The 15,804-nt window shown below is 71.1% G+C and carries 15 protein-coding genes; 10 read left to right on the forward strand and 5 right to left on the reverse strand.

Going from position 1 to position 15,804, the window contains the following annotated elements:
* Window positions 1–139: 139 nt before the first annotated feature.
* On the forward strand, window positions 140–1,585 hold the full coding sequence (locus IO20_RS0134830; RefSeq protein WP_030550094.1) for an NCS2 family permease: 1,446 nt from the start codon (window positions 140–142) through the stop codon (window positions 1,583–1,585).
* Here IO20_RS0134830 and IO20_RS0134835 read toward each other — a convergent pair.
* Window positions 1,555–1,809, reverse strand: coding sequence for a hypothetical protein (locus tag IO20_RS0134835; RefSeq protein WP_031127850.1), 255 nt, complete (start codon window positions 1,807–1,809; stop codon window positions 1,555–1,557). The two genes, IO20_RS0134830 and IO20_RS0134835, sit on opposite strands and share 31 nt — an antisense overlap.
* A 201-nt stretch (window positions 1,810–2,010) precedes the next feature.
* Between IO20_RS0134835 and IO20_RS0134840 the strand changes: the two genes are divergently transcribed.
* The 5 genes from IO20_RS0134840 to IO20_RS0134860 all read left to right on the forward strand — a co-directional run bounded on the left by IO20_RS0134840 (window position 2,011) and on the right by IO20_RS0134860 (window position 6,039).
* Window positions 2,011–2,454 carry a MarR family winged helix-turn-helix transcriptional regulator gene (locus tag IO20_RS0134840; protein WP_030219227.1) on the forward strand — a complete coding sequence of 148 codons (444 nt, stop codon included), beginning with the start codon at window positions 2,011–2,013 and terminating at the stop codon, window positions 2,452–2,454.
* A 27-nt stretch (window positions 2,455–2,481) separates the two neighbouring features.
* Entirely contained in the window at window positions 2,482–3,819 is a 1,338-nt protein-coding gene (locus IO20_RS0134845; protein ID WP_030550091.1) for an MFS transporter, read from the forward strand.
* Between the two features lie 193 nt (window positions 3,820–4,012).
* A complete protein-coding gene (locus tag IO20_RS0134850) occupies window positions 4,013–4,228 on the forward strand; it encodes a hypothetical protein (protein ID WP_030550089.1) in 216 nt (71 codons plus the stop codon).
* A gap of 37 nt (window positions 4,229–4,265) precedes the next feature.
* Window positions 4,266–4,862, forward strand: a complete 597-nt coding sequence (gene thpR, locus IO20_RS0134855; RefSeq protein WP_030550088.1) for an RNA 2',3'-cyclic phosphodiesterase — start codon at window positions 4,266–4,268, stop codon at window positions 4,860–4,862.
* 187 nt (window positions 4,863–5,049) lie between these two features.
* Window positions 5,050–6,039, forward strand: coding sequence for an aldo/keto reductase (locus IO20_RS0134860; RefSeq protein WP_030550087.1), 990 nt, complete (start codon window positions 5,050–5,052; stop codon window positions 6,037–6,039).
* Between the two features lie 43 nt (window positions 6,040–6,082).
* Here the strand turns inward: IO20_RS0134860 and IO20_RS0134865 are convergent, their stop codons facing one another.
* Window positions 6,083–6,622 carry a MarR family winged helix-turn-helix transcriptional regulator gene (locus IO20_RS0134865; protein ID WP_078945998.1) on the reverse strand — a complete coding sequence of 180 codons (540 nt, stop codon included), beginning with the start codon at window positions 6,620–6,622 and terminating at the stop codon, window positions 6,083–6,085.
* A 54-nt stretch (window positions 6,623–6,676) separates the two neighbouring features.
* On the opposite strand from IO20_RS0134865, the gene IO20_RS0134870 reads away from it, so the two are divergent.
* Window positions 6,677–7,078 (forward strand): carboxymuconolactone decarboxylase family protein, encoded by a 402-nt coding sequence (locus IO20_RS0134870; protein WP_030550086.1) that lies wholly within the window; start codon window positions 6,677–6,679, stop codon window positions 7,076–7,078.
* Between the two features lie 6 nt (window positions 7,079–7,084).
* On the opposite strand, the gene IO20_RS0134875 is transcribed toward IO20_RS0134870, so the two are convergent.
* The gene (locus IO20_RS0134875; protein ID WP_030550085.1) at window positions 7,085–7,765 is read right to left on the reverse strand and encodes a GDSL-type esterase/lipase family protein; all 681 of its coding nucleotides are present in this window, start codon (window positions 7,763–7,765) and stop codon (window positions 7,085–7,087) included.
* Between the two features lie 64 nt (window positions 7,766–7,829).
* Window positions 7,830–8,678, reverse strand: coding sequence for an alpha/beta fold hydrolase (locus IO20_RS0134880; RefSeq protein WP_030550084.1), 849 nt, complete (start codon window positions 8,676–8,678; stop codon window positions 7,830–7,832).
* Window positions 8,679–8,784: 106 nt separating this feature from the next.
* Between IO20_RS0134880 and IO20_RS0134885 the strand changes: the two genes are divergently transcribed.
* Both IO20_RS0134885 and IO20_RS0134890 read left to right on the forward strand, forming a co-directional pair.
* On the forward strand, window positions 8,785–9,801 hold the full coding sequence (locus tag IO20_RS0134885) for a membrane protein (RefSeq protein WP_030550083.1): 1,017 nt from the start codon (window positions 8,785–8,787) through the stop codon (window positions 9,799–9,801).
* A gap of 116 nt (window positions 9,802–9,917) precedes the next feature.
* Window positions 9,918–10,286, forward strand: a complete 369-nt coding sequence (locus IO20_RS0134890; protein WP_030550082.1) for a cupin domain-containing protein — start codon at window positions 9,918–9,920, stop codon at window positions 10,284–10,286.
* Window positions 10,287–10,356: 70 nt separating this feature from the next.
* Here the strand turns inward: IO20_RS0134890 and serC are convergent, their stop codons facing one another.
* Window positions 10,357–11,475 (reverse strand): phosphoserine transaminase, encoded by a 1,119-nt coding sequence (gene serC, locus IO20_RS0134895; RefSeq protein WP_030550081.1) that lies wholly within the window; start codon window positions 11,473–11,475, stop codon window positions 10,357–10,359.
* Window positions 11,476–11,526: 51 nt separating this feature from the next.
* Here serC and IO20_RS0134900 point away from each other — a divergent pair, with 51 nt between their 5' ends.
* The gene (locus IO20_RS0134900) at window positions 11,527–14,301 is read left to right on the forward strand and encodes an FAD-binding and (Fe-S)-binding domain-containing protein (protein WP_030550080.1); all 2,775 of its coding nucleotides are present in this window, start codon (window positions 11,527–11,529) and stop codon (window positions 14,299–14,301) included.
* The last annotated feature ends 1,503 nt before the right edge of the window (window positions 14,302–15,804 follow it).

Genomic DNA, 15,804 nt, shown 5'->3' on the forward strand with positions numbered 1-15,804 from the left:
GGAGCGCACCTCACGAGGTCTACGCGCGGAGATAGACGCTCGCTCATTCATGTGTTCATACTGAAACGGTTTGCCTCTGGCGGGTTTCCTTCGTATGAACCGCCAAAAAAGGAACTTCTCCGAAGAGGACCCCACCCCCATGAGCACCACGGCCCCCGCCAAGGCCACGTCCCCCGAGGGCCCCGGAGCCCCCGCCTCGGGACTCGACCGCTACTTCAGGATCTCCGAGCGCGGCTCGACCGTCGCCCGCGAGGTCCGGGGCGGCTTCGCCACCTTCTTCGCGATGGCCTACATCATCGTGCTGAACCCGATCATCCTCGGCAGCGCCAAGGACATGTACGGGAACCAGCTCGACAGCGGCCAGCTCGTCACCGCCACCGTCCTCACGGCGGCGTTCTCCACCCTCCTCATGGGCGTCATCGGCAACGTCCCGATCGCCCTCGCCGCCGGCCTCGGCGTCAACACGGTCGTCGCGCTCCAGCTCGCGCCGAAGATGTCCTGGCCGGACGCCATGGGCATGGTCGTCCTCGCCGGCGTCGTCGTGATGCTGCTCGTCGCGACCGGCCTGCGCGAGCGCGTCATGAACGCGGTCCCGGTCGGCCTGCGCAAGGGCATCGCGATCGGCATCGGCCTCTTCATCATGCTGATCGGCCTCGTCGACTCGGGCTTCGTCTCCCGCATCCCCGACGCCGCGCACACCACCGTCCCGCTCCAGCTCGGCGCCGACGGCCACCTCACCGGCTGGCCGGTCCTGGTCTTCGTCCTGGGCACGCTGCTCACCCTCGCCCTGATCATCCGCAAGGTGCCGGGCGCGATCCTCATCTCGATCGTCGTCATGACGATCGTGGCGATGGTGATCAACGCGGTCGCGACCATCCCGTCCTGGGGTCTGACCACCCCGGAGTGGCCGGGCAACCCGGTCGCGTCGCCCGACTTCGGTCTGGTCGGCGAGGTCAGCCTCTTCGGCGGCTTCGAGAAGGTCGGCTACCTGACCGGCGTCCTCTTCGTCTTCACCGTGCTGCTGTCCTGCTTCTTCGACGCCATGGGCACGATCCTCGGCGTCGGCGACGAGGCCAAGCTGATCGACAAGGACGGCAACTTCCCCGGCATCAACAAGGTGCTGCTCGTGGACGGTCTGGCCGTCGCCTCCGGCGGCGCGACCTCCTCCTCGGCCACCACCTGCTTCGTGGAGTCCACGGCGGGTGTCGGCGAGGGCGCGCGCACGGGTCTCGCGTCGGTCGTGACCGGTGGTCTGTTCTCGGTGGCGCTGTTCCTCACGCCGCTGGCGACGATGGTCCCGTCCCAGGCGGCGACGCCCGCGCTGCTCGCGGTCGGCTTCCTGATCCTGGCCGGTTCGGTCAAGGACATCGACTGGAGCGACTTCACCATCGCGGTGCCGGCGTTCCTGGCCATGGTGATGATGCCGTTCACGTACTCGATCACGAACGGCATCGGCATCGGCTTCATCGCGTTCAGCGTGCTGCGGCTCGCGGCCGGCCGGGGCCGTGAGGTCCCGGCGGCCATGTACGTCGTGTCGGCGGTCTTCGTCTTCTACTACGCGATGCCGGCACTCGGCCTCACGTGATCCCGGGGCGCGTCGGCCACCGGTTCCGTGCCGGTGGCCGTGTCGGCCGCCCCGTAGAACTTCTCCGTCTCGTCGACGGCGGTCTTGAACCGTTCGTCGAAATCCTCGCGAATGAGCGTCCGGGCGACATAGTCCTGGACGCTCATTCCTCTTTTCGCGGCGTGGCTTCTGAGCCGGTCGAGCAGCTCACCGTCGATGCGCAGGCTGAGCACTGTCGATCCCATGCCGTTCAGGGTCGGGGCAGCCGGGGCCTCTTTGCGTCACTTTCTGGATCCGGCTCACTCGTTTGGGTGATACATGGATGCCGAAGCGTGACCTTCTCGCGTCGTTGTTGCCGGAGGTGCGCGCGTGTATGGCTGTGATCCGTGCGACGTTGACGCATTCCGGTTGGTATTTAGCGAGGGTAATGAGTTAGGCTAACGAACATGCCTGACCTGTCCCACGGCACCGCCGATGACGCTGCGGCCGTGAACGCGCTCCGCTCCTCCGTCATGCGACTGGGCCGACGCCTCAAGCACCAGCGCGTCGACGAGTCGCTGAGCCCCACCGAGATGTCGGTACTCGGCACCCTCGCGCTCTGCGGCACCGCCACCCCCGGCGAGCTCGCCCGCAAGGAGCACGTCCAGCCGCCGTCGATGACCCGCATCGTCGCGCTGCTCGAAGCCAAGGGACTGGTCCGGCTGGAGCCGCACCCCGACGACCGCCGGCAGAAGGTGGTCAGCCCGACCGAGCAGGCCGAGGCCATGCTCGAAGAGTCCCGCCGCAAGCGGAACGCCTGGCTGGCCTCCCTCGCCGAGGGCCTGGACGAGGACGAATGGGCCAAGCTGCGCGCGGCCGCCCCCGTCCTGGAGAAGCTCGCCCATCTGTAGACCCGCAGCCGAGGAGGCGAACGCACTTTGAGTACGGGACCCGGAGCAGACTCCGCACCCGTCCACAAACCCACCCTCAAGACCCGTGGGCGGGGGGAAACCTTCTCCTCGCTCCGTATCCGCAACTACCGGCTGTTCTTCACCGGAGCCATCGTCTCCAACACCGGTACGTGGATGGCCCGCATCACCCAGGACTGGCTGGTCCTGAGCCTCACCGGCTCGGCCGCCGCCGTCGGCATCACCACGGCCCTGCAGTTCCTGCCGATGCTGCTCTTCGGCCTGTACGGCGGTGTCATAGCCGACCGCTACCCGAAACGGCTCCTGCTGCTCTTCAGCCAGGCCGCCCTCGGCATCTGCGGCCTCGCGCTCGCCGTCCTCACCCTCTCCGGCCACATCCAGGTCTGGCACGTCTACCTGATCGCCTTCCTCCTCGGCATGGTGACCGTCGTCGACAACCCGGCCAGGCAGGCCTACGTCGCCGAGATGGTCGGCCCGGACCAGCTCCGTAACGCCGTGTCGCTCAACTCGGCGAACTTCCAGTCCGCGCGGCTCGTCGGCCCCGCCGTCGCCGGCGTCCTCATCGCCGGAGTCGGCAGCGGGTGGGCCTTCCTCCTCAACGGACTGTCCTTCCTCGCCCCCCTCGTCAGCCTCCTGCTGATGCGGACGAGCGAACTCCACAAGGTGGAGCGCGCCCCGCGCGGCAAGGGCCAGCTCCGCGAGGGCCTGCGGTACGTGGCCGGGCGGCCCGACCTGATCTGGCCGATCGTCCTCGTCGGCTTCATCGGCACCTTCGGGTTCAACTTCCCGATCTGGCTCACCGCCTTCTCCGGCGACGTCTTCCACGTCGGCGCCGGTACGTACGGCTTCCTCAACACCCTCATGGCGGCCGGCTCGCTCGTGGGCGCCCTCGCGGCGGCCCGGCGCGGCTCCACCCGGCTGCGGATGCTGGTCCTCGCGGTCGGCGTCTTCGGCGTCCTGGAGATCGCGGCGGCCCTGTCGCCGACGTTCTGGCTCTTCGCGCTGCTGCTCGTGCCGATCGGCATGATCGGCCTCACGGTCAACATCACCGCCAACTCGGCCGTCACGATGGCGACCGACCCGGCCATGCGGGGCCGCGTGATGAGCCTCTACATGATGGTCTTCGCCGGTGGCACGCCGATCGGCGCGCCGCTCCTCGGCTGGGTCACCGACACGTACGGCGCGCGCGTCGGCTTCGCCACGGGCGGTGTGATCTCGCTTGCCGCGGCGGTCGTCGTCGGCCTGGTGCTCGCGAAGATCGGCGGCCTCAAGGTCGCGATGGCCTGGCGCCACGGGCACCCGCAGGTGCGGTTCGTGGCGCGCGAACGGCTGGCCACCGCGGCGTAGCCCTTGGGCGGGCGGCGGGCTGGTGTTCGGCGTGTGGGTGGCCCCCCCGCCGGGGCCGGGGCCTCCGCGGGGGGCACGAGACGACGTCGGCGTCCTTCCGGGGGACCGTCCGCCCCCGCGCCACCGGCACCGGCGTCCCTCCCCGACGGCTCGCTCGGCATCGACTGGGCCGGGGAGACGGGCGGGTGGACCGGTGACGAAGATCGGCGGCGGCTGGAACGTGTACGCCGACATCGTCGGCATCGGCGACGGCAACAAGGACGGCCGCCCCGACCTCTACGCCCGGACACCGGCGGGCGAGACCTACTTCTACCCCGGCACGGGCGACTACAACATCCCGTTCAAGCCCCGGTCCGCCACCCAGACCGGCGTCGCCCCCGCCGAGACGGCGTACAACCAGCTCTTCTGAGACCTGGTCCGGCCGGGTCTCCTGCCAGACTTGTCCCATGAGGCTATTCGCCGGTGTCCTGCCGCCCCCGGAGCAGCTGGCCGAGCTCGCGCACGTCGTGGACCGGCTGCACCGGCTCCCGGGGGCGGACGGGCTGCGCTGGACCTCGCGGCCCGGGTGGCACCTCACGCTCGCCTTCATGGGCGAGGTCGACGAGGAGCTGCTGCCCGAGCTGAGCGTCCGGCTCGCCCGTGCCGCGCACCGCACGCCGCCGTTCCCGCTGCGGCTGCACGGCGGCGGGCACTTCGGGCGGAGGGCCCTGTGGACCGGGGTCGCCGGGGACCTGGACGAGCTGCGGCTGCTCGCCGAGCGCGCCGACGCCGCCGCGCGCAGGGCGGGGGTGCCGATGGACGAGCACCGCCGCTACCAGGGGCACCTGACGCTCGGGCGCGGGCGGACGGACGACGTGGACCTCCATCCGTTCCTCGACGAGCTCCACGCCTTCGAGGGCACGCGGTGGCAGGTGGGCGAGCTGGAGCTTGTCCGCTCGAACCTGCCGGTGAGCGGGGTGCCGGGCGAGCAGCCGCGGTACGAGAAGGTCGGCGGCTGGCCCCTCGAGGGAGCCGGGGGCGGGCGGGACGTCCGGGCGGGTTAACCTCGAAGGGTGGATCCCAAGACCCGTAACCGAATCATGGCCGGCGTGCTCGTACTGATGTTCGCGATCATCGCGGTGGCATCCGTGGCAGGCCTGTAGGGCCTGTCCTGGCGCCGCGGGCGCGCGCCTGCCACTCCGTGGGAACCCCCTTGCTTCGAGCGCACTCGAAGCAGTTGGCTTGACGTCCATGGAGTACACACAGCTCGGACGCACCGGACTCAAGGTCAGCCGACTCGTCCTCGGGACGATGAACTTCGGACCGCAGACGGACGAAGCCACCAGCCACGCCATCATGGACGCGGCGCTGGACGCGGGGCTCAACTTCTTCGACACCGCCAATGTGTACGGCTGGGCCGAGAACAAGGGGCGGACGGAGTCGATCATCGGCTCCTGGTTCGCGCAGGGCGACGGCCGTCGCGACAGGACCGTCCTCGCCACCAAGGTCTACGGCAACATGGGCCCCGACGGCGAGGCCTGGCCCAACCACGACAAGCTGTCGGCGCTGAACATCCGCCGCGCCGTGGAGGCCAGCCTCAAGCGCCTCGGCACCGACTACATCGACGTCTACCAGTTCCACCACATCGACCGGTCGACCCCCTTCGACGAGATCTGGCAGGCCGTCGACGTCCTGATCCAGCAGGGCAAGGTCCTCTACGCCGGTTCCTCCAACTTCCCCGGCTACAAGATCGCCCAGGCCAACGAGACCGCCGCCCGGCGCGGTTCCGTCGGCCTCGTCAGCGAGCAGTGCCTCTACAACCTGTACGAGCGGCGCGCCGAGATGGAGGTGATCCCGGCCGCGCAGGAGTACGGCCTCGGGGTCATCCCCTGGTCGCCGCTGCACGGCGGTCTGCTCGGCGGCGTCCTGAAGAAGGAGACCGAGGGCAAGCGGCGCACGGAGGGCCGCGCGGCGGCCACGCTGGCCGACCCGGCGGTGCGGACGCAGTTCCAGGCGTACGAGGACCTGCTCGACAAGCACGGCCTGGAGCCGGGCGAGACGGCCCTCGCGTGGCTGCTCACCCGGCCGGGCGTGACGGGGCCGATCGTCGGCCCGCGGACGCCCGAGCAGCTGACGAGCGCGCTGCGCGCCCTGGAGGTGGAGCTGAGCGAGGAGCTGCTCGCCTCCCTGGACGAGATCTTCCCGGGCCCGGGCCCGTCCCCGGAGGCCTTCGCCTGGTGATCCCTAGGGGGCGCCAGGGGGCGTCACCCGTAAGGACCATGCCTCAGGGGGCGCCGAGCCAGCTGGTGGCGTCCAGGCGGAACGCCGTCTCCGCGGGGACGACGTTCCGCAGGGACGTCTCGATGTCCCGGACGCGGTCCGCGCCGAGGGTCGCGACCCATTCCGCCCGCAGTTCGTCGAAGATCACGGCGGAGCGGGCGAGGGCCTCGTACCCGTGCGGGGTGAGGTGGACGAGTTTGCGGCGGGCGTCGGTGGGGTCGTCGGCGCGCTGGGCGTAGCCGAGGGCGAGCAGTCGGTCGACGGTCTTGCCGGCGGCCTGCTTGGAGACGCCGAGGCGCCGCCCGATCTCGCTGGCGGTGGCGCCCCGGGAGCCGATGGCCTGCATGGCGAAGCCGTAAGCGGGGCGCATGTCGGGGTGTCCCTCGTCGGCGAGTCGGGCGTGCAGCCGGTCGATGAGGGTGCGGAAGCCGCCGAAGAGGAGCAGGGGCAGCTCGAACCCCGGCCCGTCGGCCCTTTCCGCTCTTTCTCCCTTGCCAGTATCGACAACCTGGTTTACTTTTTCCCTCGACACATGGTCAACCATGTTGTCGATTCTAGTCCATCCAGGGGGAGCCCGACCTTGTCCGTGCCCGAAAGCATGACCGCCCGCGCCGCCAACGCCGTCACCCTCCTCAAGGAGTCGCCCGAGACCCTCGACGGCTTCATGAGGCTCAGTCAGATCTTCGAGTCCACCACCCTCGACCCGCACTCCCGCGAGACGGTCATCCTGACCGTCGCCCACCGCAACCAGTGCCACCTGTGCGTCGACATGCACGACGCCAAGATGGCCGCCCTCGGACCGGCACCCGAGCCCGAACGCCTCGACGCCGTACGGAGGTTCACCCTCCAGGTGCTCGCCACCTCCGGCGCGGTCGACGACGCCGAACTGGCCGCCTTCGAGAAGGCCGGCTACACCCGCCGCAACGCCCTGGAGGTCGTCCTCGGCGTCGGCACGTACACCCTGTCCACCTTCGCCAACCGCCTCACCCGCGCGGCCTGAGCGCGACTACCGGGCGTACGGGCCGCCCAGGCCCCACGCCTGGTGCATCGCGTCGGCGAACGCCCCGGCCAGTTTGTGCTCGCCCGTGGGACCCGGGTGCGTGCCGTCGTAGGTGTCCGCGTCGAGGTCGTACGACTCCGGGACGGTCGCGAGCAGCAGTGGCGAGGCCGCCGTGTCCAGGTCGGCGACCGCCTTCGCGAGGAGCTCGTTGAAGCGGGCGCACTCGGCCGCGAAGGGGGCGTCGTAGCCGGCGCGGACGTTGGGTATGACCGGCAGGAGGACGGCGCGGACGTGCGGGTTCGCGGTGCGGGCCGCCGCGACGAAGGCCCGCACGTTCTCGTGGGTCTGCTCGCTGTCGGTGTAGAAACCGAGGTCGATCAGACCGAGGGAGATGAGCAGCACGTCGGCCCGGGTCGCCGTGACCGTCTCGCCGATCACCGGCGCCATGTGCAGCCAGCCCTCGCCCCAGCCGGCCAGGTGGCGCCGGGCGGGGGCGGGGAAGGCGGGGTCGGCGTACGCCTCCGAGGTCGCCGCGTCGTCCTCGGGGACGTAGAGCCGCGAACGAGGGCCGACGATCTCGTACGCGCCGGGAAGTGTGGACTCCAGGTGCCGCCACATGCGGTACCGCCAGGTCCAGTCGCCGGCGCGTCCGATGGTCATGCTGTCGCCGACGAACAGAAAACGCATGGTCATATCATCGCGGACGCCGTCCCGGACCTGCGACGTGATCCGGGACACGAGCCCCGGCCCGTCAATGCTTGAGGAACCCGTCGACCGCAGCCGTGAACCACTTCGCGTCGTCGTGCCACGGATAGTGCCCGCCGCCCGGGAGGACGGCCGTCTCGGCCTTCGGGAACAGCTCCGCGTACGCCGTGGCCGTCGGCACCGGGGTGTTCGCGTCGCCCTCTCCGGCGACGACGAGCACCGGACGCCCGAACTCCGCGAGCACCGCGCGCGTGGCCGCCGGATCGTAGGCGCCCTCGCTCCCGTAGACCCCGGCGCCCTCCCCGTTCCGCTGCCGGACGGTGGCCGCGTCCCGTTCCCGCGCGGCCTCGTCCCACGTCCCGTGGAAGAACGGCGCGACCGCCTTGAACGTCTCGGCCGACCCACGCCCCGCCGCGAGCTCCTCCAGAGCCGCGTATGCCTCCGCGAACCACGGCTCGCCGCTCCGCAGCCGCGCCGCCGCGAGCCGCTCCGCGCCGGACGTGTCGAGCCCGGCGGCAGCGGTGCCCGGCGTGACCAGGACCAGCCGGGCGACGCGCTCGGGGAACCGGGCGGTGTAGAGCGCGGCCAGGTTCGCGCCGGCCGAGTGCCCGAGGAGATCGACCGTGTCGAGCCCGAGGTGCACGCGCAGCGCCTCCACGTCGTCGACGAGCCGGTCGCAGCGGTACGAGGACGGGTCCTCCGGCACCGCCGACGCACCCGTGCCCCGCAGGTCGAGGCGGACCAGCGGCCGGTGGGCGTCGAGCCCGCCGAGGTTGCCGAGGTAGGCGGAGTCCTGCAGGGGGCCGCCGGGCAGACAGACCAGCGGCGCTCCGGTTCCGGAACCGGACGCGTGGTACGCGAGCAGGGTGCCGTCAGGAGCGGGGAAAGTAGGCATGGGCGCGACCCTGACAGCGCCCCCACCGCAGGTCAAGCAGGTTTCAGGGACAGATCAGGGACAGCGTCCAAGGTCATCCGTGCCTCGCCGTGGCAGGCTTGAGCCCATGCGATCTGCTCTGCGCGGCCTCGGTACGGCTCTGTGCGCCCTCGGTGCGGCGGCGGCCCTGGTGCTGCTCCCCGCCGGTCATGCCCGCGCCGAAGGGCAGGAGGCAGACCGGGACTTCACGATCGAGGACCCCCGGATCACCGAGTCCAGCGGCCTCGCCGCGAGCCGTGCCCACCCCGGGATCTACTGGACCCACAACGACCAGGACGCGCCCCTGATCTACGGCATCGACTCCCGTACGGGAAAGACCGTCGCGACCCTGACCATGCAGGGCGTCGGCACCCCCCGCGACATGGAGGCCGTCGCGGTCGGGCCGGACGGCGACATCTACGTCGGCGACATCGGCGACAACCTCGACGGCTCCTGGGACCACGTCTGGATCTACCGCTTCCCCGAGCCGAAGACGCTGAAGGACCAGAAGGTCGCGGCCCGGCAGTACGTCGTGAAGTACGCCGACGACGCGCGCAACGCCGAGGCCCTGATGGTCCATCCGAAGACCGGCCGGGTGTACATCGCCAGCAAGAACGAGGACGGCGGCGGGCTGTACGCGGGCCCGGAGCGCCTCTCCTCGTCCGGGACGAACGTTTTCCGGCGTATCGGCGAGGTGCCGTGGGTGACCGACGGCGCGTTCTCCCCGGACGGCGGCCGGCTCGTCCTGCGCGGCTACTTCAGCGCGAGGGAGTACGGGTGGAACGACGGCCGCATGGACGGTGACGGCACGTCCGTCGGGGCGCCCTTCCAGGGGCAGGCGGAGTCGGTGACGTACACGCAGGACGGCTCGGCGTTCATGTTCGGCTCGGAGGGCCGGGAGAGCAAGGTCGTCCGGGTGGACAGATCGGGCGCAGGGAGCCCTGCGGGGCAGCCGTCGGGCACACCGGACACCCCGGGCGCGACGCGGGCGCCGGGCGCGTCGGCTGTCGAAGGGGAGGAGGGCGACGTCACCGTCGGCTTCCTGGTCCTCGCCGGTGCGTTCGTCCTCGTCTTCGGCGTCAAGCGCCTGCTGCGGAGGGACTGACGGACGCCCCCGCCCTTGCGCCGCCTCCGTGCCGCCTCCCGTGTCGACCGGACGCGGTACCGGGTCGAGACTGGAGGGGAGGGGGTCGGAGGGGTCGTACGAGGCGTGGAGGAGCCATGACCGGATTCACTCGCGAGGACACCCCTGTCGCCATGGAAGGCGGCGGCCTGGACTTCCGCATGCAGGAGGCCGGAGGCGACATGAGCGTCGCCTTCATCCACCTCCCCAAGGGCACGGACATGGGTCCGGCGCTCAAGGGCCTGGAAGGCGACCTGTGCCAGTGCCCCCACTGGGGATACCTCTTCAAGGGCCGTATCAGGATGCGGACCGCCTCGGGCGAGGAGATCTACGAGGCCGGACAGGCCTACTACTGGGGGCCGGGCCACGCACCCGAGGCCCTGGAGGACGTCGACGTCGTGGAGTTCTCGCCGACCGCCGAGTTCAACGCGGTGATCGACCACGTGAAGGCCCAGTCGGGCGGCTGAGCCGAGCCGGACACGGCGAAGGGCCTTCCGTGGCATCCACGGAAGGCCCTCCGTACGCGTACGGGGAAGGTCAGAGCTTCTCGATCACGTAGTCGACGCAGGCCGTCAGGGCGCGCACGTCCGCCGGGTCGATCGCCGGGAACATCGCGATCCGCAGCTGGTTGCGGCCCAGCTTGCGGTACGGCTCGGTGTCCACGATGCCGTTCGCGCGCAGCACCTTCGCGACGGCCGCCGCGTCGATGTCGTCGGCGAAGTCGATCGTGCCGATGACCTGCGAGCGCTTCGTCGCGTCCGTGACGAACGGGGTCGCGTACTTGGACTCCTGGGCCCAGCCGTACAGCGCGTCCGAGGACTCCTTCGTCCGGGCCACGGCCCAGTCGAGACCGCCCTGCCCGTTGATCCACTTCAGCTGCTCGTTGAGCAGGAAGAGGGTCGAGAGCGCCGGGGTGTTGTACGTCTGGTTCTTCAGCGAGTTGTCGATCGCCGTCGGCAGCGAGAAGAACTCGGGGATGTGCCGGCCGGACTCGTGGATCTTCTTCGCCCGCTCCAGAGCGGCCGGGGAGAAGGCCGCAAGCCACAGGCCGCCCTCGGCGGCGAAGGACTTCTGCGGGGCGAAGTAGTAGACGTCGGTCTCGGTGATGTCGACCGGGAGGCCGCCCGCACCGGACGTCGCGTCGACCAGGACGAGCGCGCCCTCGTCGGCACCGGCGACCCGCTTGATCGGGGCGGCGACACCGGTGGAGGTCTCGTTGTGGGTGTACGCGTAGACGTCGACGCCCGCCTCGGCCACCGGCTCCGGGTGGGTGCCCGGGTCGGAGGAGATCACGGTCGGCTCGGCCAGCCACGGGGCCAGCTTCGCGGCCTTCGCGAACTTGGAGGAGAACTCGCCGAAGGTGAGGTGCTGCGACTTGTTCTCGATGAGACCGTGGGTCGCGACGTCCCAGAAGGCGGTGGAGCCGCCGTTGCCCAGGATCACCTCGTAGCCCTCGGGGAGCGAGAAGAGGTCACGGATGCCGGTACGAACCTCGCCGACCAGGTTCTTCACGGGAGCCTGGCGGTGAGACGTGCCGAGGAGTGAGGTGCCGGTGGCGGCCAGGGCGTCCAGCGCCTCCGTACGCACCTTGGAGGGGCCCGCGCCGAAACGGCCGTCGGCGGGCTTGATGTCAGCGGGAATCTGGATATCAGCCACGAGGCGGAGAGTATCGGGTCGGGAAGGGGCCGGTCGTCGGATGTCCGCCCGATGAGACGAGCGCTGAGACATCCTGGCGTTGTGGGAAGACACCAGGAACACGCGTCCGGGCTCGCCGCCGACCTGCGCGCCGCCGTGGCGGGAGACGTCGACTTCTCCGTCACCGCACGGGCCCTGACCACCATGGACGCCTCCAACTACCGCCGGGTGCCGGTGGGTACGGTCGCCCCGCGCGACGCCGACGACGTGGCGGCCGTCCTGGAGGTGTGCCGGGCGCACGGGACGCCGGTCGTGGCGCGCGGCGGCGGTACGTCCATCGGGGGCCAGGCCACCGGTACGGGGGTCGTGCTCGACCTCACACGGCACATGGGAGGCCTCGTCTCCCTGGACCCGGAGGGCCGGACGGCCGTCGTCCGGCCGGGGCTCGTCCTCGACCGGCTGCGGGACGCGGCACGCCCGTACGGGCTCACCTTCGGCCCCGACCCGTCCACGCACAGCCGCTGCACCCTCGGCGGGATGATCGGCAACAACGCGTGCGGGGCGCACTCGGTCGCCTGGGGGACCACGGCGGACAACGTGCGCTCGCTGGATGTGGTGACGTACCGGGGCGCGCGATTGACGCTCGGCCGTGACGGGCAGGGCGCGCCGCCCGGACTCCGGGAGCTCGTCGACCGCCGACTGGCCCTGCTGAGGACCGGCTACCCGGCCGGGCTCCCGCGCCGGATCTCCGGGTACGCGCTCGACGCGCTGCTGCCGGAGCGGGGCGTGGACGTGGTCCGGTCGTTCTGCGGGAGCGAGGGCACGCTCGGGGTGGTGACGGAGGCGACGGTACGGCTCGTCCCGCTGCCGGCCGACCCGGTGCTCGTGGTCCTGGGTTACCCGGACGAGAGCGCGGCGGCGGAGGCGGCGGCGGGACTGCTCGTGCACGGGCCGCTGACGGTGGAGGGGATGGCCGCCGACCTGATGCCCGGCGGTGCGCGGGGGCTGCCCAGGGGCGGGGCGTGGCTGTTCGTGGAGATGGACGGGGAGGGCGCGGCGCGGGGACTCGTCCGGGCGGCGGACGCCCTCGACTCCGCCCTGGTCCGGGATCCGGCCGGGCAGCGGGCGCTGTGGCGGATCCGCGAGGACGCGGCGGGGACGGCGACACGGACGCCGGAGGGCGGGGAGGCGTGGCCGGGCTGGGAGGACTGCGCGGTGCCGCCGGCGCGCCTGGGCGCGTACCTGCGCGAATTCCGTGCGCTGCTGGCGGAGTTCGGCCTCCGGGGGACCCCGTACGGGCACTTCGGGGACGGCTGCGTACACGTCCGGATCGACTTCGACCTGTGGACGCGGAAGGGCGTACGGGACTTCCGCCGCTTCTCGGAGGCGGTGGCGGACCTGGTGGTCGCCCACGGCGGGTCGCTCTCCGGGGAGCACGGCGACGGGCAGGCGAGGGCGGAGCTGCTGCCGAGGATGTACGGGGAGGAGCTGGTCGGCCTCTTCGGCGAGGTGAAGGACGTGTGGGACCCGGACGGGGGCCTGAACCCGGGGATGCTGGTCCGCCCGAAGCCGCTGGACGAGGGGCTGCGGTTCACGGGACTGCCGGTGGTGGGGGTGGGGAGGGCTGCCGCCCGATGCGTGGGGGTCGCCAAGTGTCGTGTGGAAGAGCCGAGTTCGGGGGCGGGGGTCATGTGCCCCTCGTACCGGGCGACGGGGGAGGAGAAGCACTCCACGCGGGGGCGGGCGCGGCTGCTGCACGAGATGGCGCTCGGGGAGGTGATCACCGACGGCTGGCGCTCGGAGGAGGTCCGGGAGGCGCTCGACCTGTGCCTGTCCTGCAAGGGCTGCCGCAGCGACTGCCCGGTGGGCGTCGACATGGCGGCGTACAAGGCGGAGTTCCTGGACCGGCACTACGCGGGTCCGGCGGGCGTCCTGCGCAGGCCGCGCTCGCACTGGACGATGGGCAGGCTGCCGCGCTGGCTCGACCTGTTCGGGCGGGCGCTGAACCCGGCGATGGGGCTGCCGTTCGCGGCGAGGCTGGCGGGGGTGACGCCGGAGCGGGCGATGCCGAGGGTCGCGGACCGGACGCTCGTGTCGTGGTTCGGCGCACGGAGCTCGCGCCGCCAGGCGGTGCTGACCCTGTGGCCGGACACGTTCACGAACCACCTGGCGCCGGAGGTGGGAAGGGCGGCGGTCCGCGTCCTGGAGGCGGCGGGTCTTGGGGTGGCGCTGCCGCGGGGAAGGGTGTGCTGCGGGCTGACGTACGTGTCGACGGGGCAGCTGGGGGCGGCGCGGAGGGTGATGCGGCGGACGTTGGACGTGCTGGAGAGAGCGGGGGAAGAGGCGGGGCCGTTGGTGGTACTGGAACCCTCGTGCGCGGCGACCCTCCGCACCGACCTGCCGGAGCTGCTGCCGGACGATCCCAGGGCGGCCGGGGTCGCGGCCTCGGTGCGCACCTTCGCCGAGGCGCTGGAGACGCTGGCACCGGAGTGGGAGCCGCCGCGCCTGGACCGCCGGGTGGCCGGCCAGACGCACTGCCACCAGCACGCGGTGCTTGGGGACGCGGCGGACCGCCGCCTCAGGCAACGCGCGGGCCTCACGGGGGAACTGTCGGGCGGCTGCTGCGGCCTGGCGGGCAACTTCGGCTTCGAACCGGCCCACTACGAGGTCTCGATCGCATGCGCGGAGGACCAACTGCTGCCGTCCCTCCGAGCGGCGGACCGGGCCACGGCCGTCCTGGCGGACGGCTTCTCCTGCAGGACCCAGATCGGCCACGTGACGAACGCCCGGGCCCGTCACCTGGCGGAACTGCTCGCGGAGGGGCTGGACGCGGGGGCGGGTTCCTGAGGCGCGCGGGGGCGTCGTTTCTGGCGGCCGCACCAGAAGTCCTCGCGAACCCGCCCCCACGTCCGGGGCTCCTGGCGTGACTCGGCGACGTACGGCATCCTCCGCGTGGAGTGGGAAGCACTCAGAGCGTGCTTCAACTCAGTACGGAGCCCAAGTATGGGTTTCGGTAACGGTGTTGGGTGGCTGGAGTCGGGACGTCAAAGGCTCTTCTTCGCCGCGTCCAGTTCGTCCTGCTTCATCTGCGCCTCGATCCTCGCGCGGATCGCCTTCTTCTTCGCGTTGCCCAGCGCGGTGCTCTCTTCGAGCTCGCCACGGCTGTCCTGGTGCAGCGGGTGGGAGTAGTGCCGGAAGTCGTCGGGCGTCGCCTGGGTGCCCCCTCCGACGCGCTCCGTGGCGAAGAAGTGCCCGATCGCGTCACGGAGCATCGCCCGGTCCCGCTCCCCGAAGGCGCCCGCCCACGTGCCGTCGGTGACCTTCTGGTCGTCCGTCCTGGCCTCACCGAGGAAAGCCCGCCCGTACTGCGGACCGAGGATCGCTTCCAGCTTCCCGCCGCGCTCCCAGCCCTTGGACGGGTATTTTTCCACGTCCTTCTCGTTGTCCACATCGGCGCCGTTCTCGGGCCTGGGCTGGTTCGGGGAGATGTCGATCGACAGGGTCTTGATCCCGGCGAAGGCGAACTGATCGGTGACGCCACTGCGCATGCCGATCGCGCCGACGATCGTGAAGTTCTCCTTGAGGTAGCTCAGCAGTGCCAGTTCGCTGCGACGGCCCTTCACTCCCTCCCACTCCCAGTACTTGAGCAGGTGCGGCCCGGGGACGGTGTCCGGTTCCGGATAGCCGCCGATGAGGACGGGCTGCGCACCCCCGAGGTCGGGGTGGTCCCTGATCATGCTCTGGAGCTGGGCCAGACCGTCCCGCCCGGTGTCGAGCGCGGGGGCGTTCCCCTCCCCGGTGTGGCCGCTGTCCCGGTAGTTCACGATGACGTACGGGACCCCCGGCGCGAACCTGCTCAGCGGGTGACTGGGATTCGAGCGAGCGGAGTCGAAAGCCTCTGCGGTGGTGGCGTCCGGAGCCGCGTAGTCGCGGTAGAAGTCCTGCATCCGCGTCGCGTCGCCCCCGGCGCCGACCCAGGCTCCCCGCTCCAGCATGCCACTCTTGAACTTGTTGGTGGAGATGTTCTCCCCGCCGCCGTGCGCGAGCCCGAGGCTCTCCCCGGACTTCTTGGTGAAGAAGACCCGGTTGGGCCCCAGATCCTCGTGGAGCTGGTACATGTGCGTGGCTTTGCGGGCGATGGCACGCTTCGCACGGGGGCGGTCGTCGCTCTCCTCGGCCAGCCTGCGCTCGGTTTCGGCGTCGATTTCCCGCTCCATGCTCTCGGCGTAGGCACCCAGAATCTCTGCCTCTGCCGCCTCGATCTGGAGGTCCGCTTGCTGCTTGCGCCACTTCTTCGGCGGGATGGTGACATCGTCCGGAACGACCAGATCAGTGCTTCCTTGCTGGATC

The sequence above is a fragment of the Streptomyces exfoliatus genome, from assembly GCF_000725545.1.
GTDB lineage: Bacteria > Actinomycetota > Actinomycetes > Streptomycetales > Streptomycetaceae > Streptomyces > Streptomyces exfoliatus.

Excerpts from the sequence above, each read along its gene's own strand:
- IO20_RS0134830 (WP_030550094.1), top strand. The coding sequence starts at position 140 with ATGAGCACCACGGCCCCCGCCAAGGCCACGTCCCCCGAGGGCCCCGGA.
- IO20_RS0134835 (WP_031127850.1), bottom strand. The coding sequence starts at position 1,809 with ATGGGATCGACAGTGCTCAGCCTGCGCATCGACGGTGAGCTGCTCGAC.
- IO20_RS0134840 (WP_030219227.1), top strand. The coding sequence starts at position 2,011 with ATGCCTGACCTGTCCCACGGCACCGCCGATGACGCTGCGGCCGTGAAC.
- thpR (WP_030550088.1), top strand. The coding sequence starts at position 4,266 with ATGAGGCTATTCGCCGGTGTCCTGCCGCCCCCGGAGCAGCTGGCCGAG.
- IO20_RS0134860 (WP_030550087.1), top strand. The coding sequence starts at position 5,050 with ATGGAGTACACACAGCTCGGACGCACCGGACTCAAGGTCAGCCGACTC.
- IO20_RS0134865 (WP_078945998.1), bottom strand. The coding sequence starts at position 6,622 with ATGGTTGACCATGTGTCGAGGGAAAAAGTAAACCAGGTTGTCGATACT.
- IO20_RS0134870 (WP_030550086.1), top strand. The coding sequence starts at position 6,677 with ATGACCGCCCGCGCCGCCAACGCCGTCACCCTCCTCAAGGAGTCGCCC.
- IO20_RS0134875 (WP_030550085.1), bottom strand. The coding sequence starts at position 7,765 with ATGCGTTTTCTGTTCGTCGGCGACAGCATGACCATCGGACGCGCCGGC.
- IO20_RS0134880 (WP_030550084.1), bottom strand. The coding sequence starts at position 8,678 with ATGCCTACTTTCCCCGCTCCTGACGGCACCCTGCTCGCGTACCACGCG.
- IO20_RS0134885 (WP_030550083.1), top strand. The coding sequence starts at position 8,785 with ATGCGATCTGCTCTGCGCGGCCTCGGTACGGCTCTGTGCGCCCTCGGT.
- IO20_RS0134890 (WP_030550082.1), top strand. The coding sequence starts at position 9,918 with ATGACCGGATTCACTCGCGAGGACACCCCTGTCGCCATGGAAGGCGGC.
- IO20_RS0134900 (WP_030550080.1), top strand. The coding sequence starts at position 11,527 with ATGAGACGAGCGCTGAGACATCCTGGCGTTGTGGGAAGACACCAGGAA.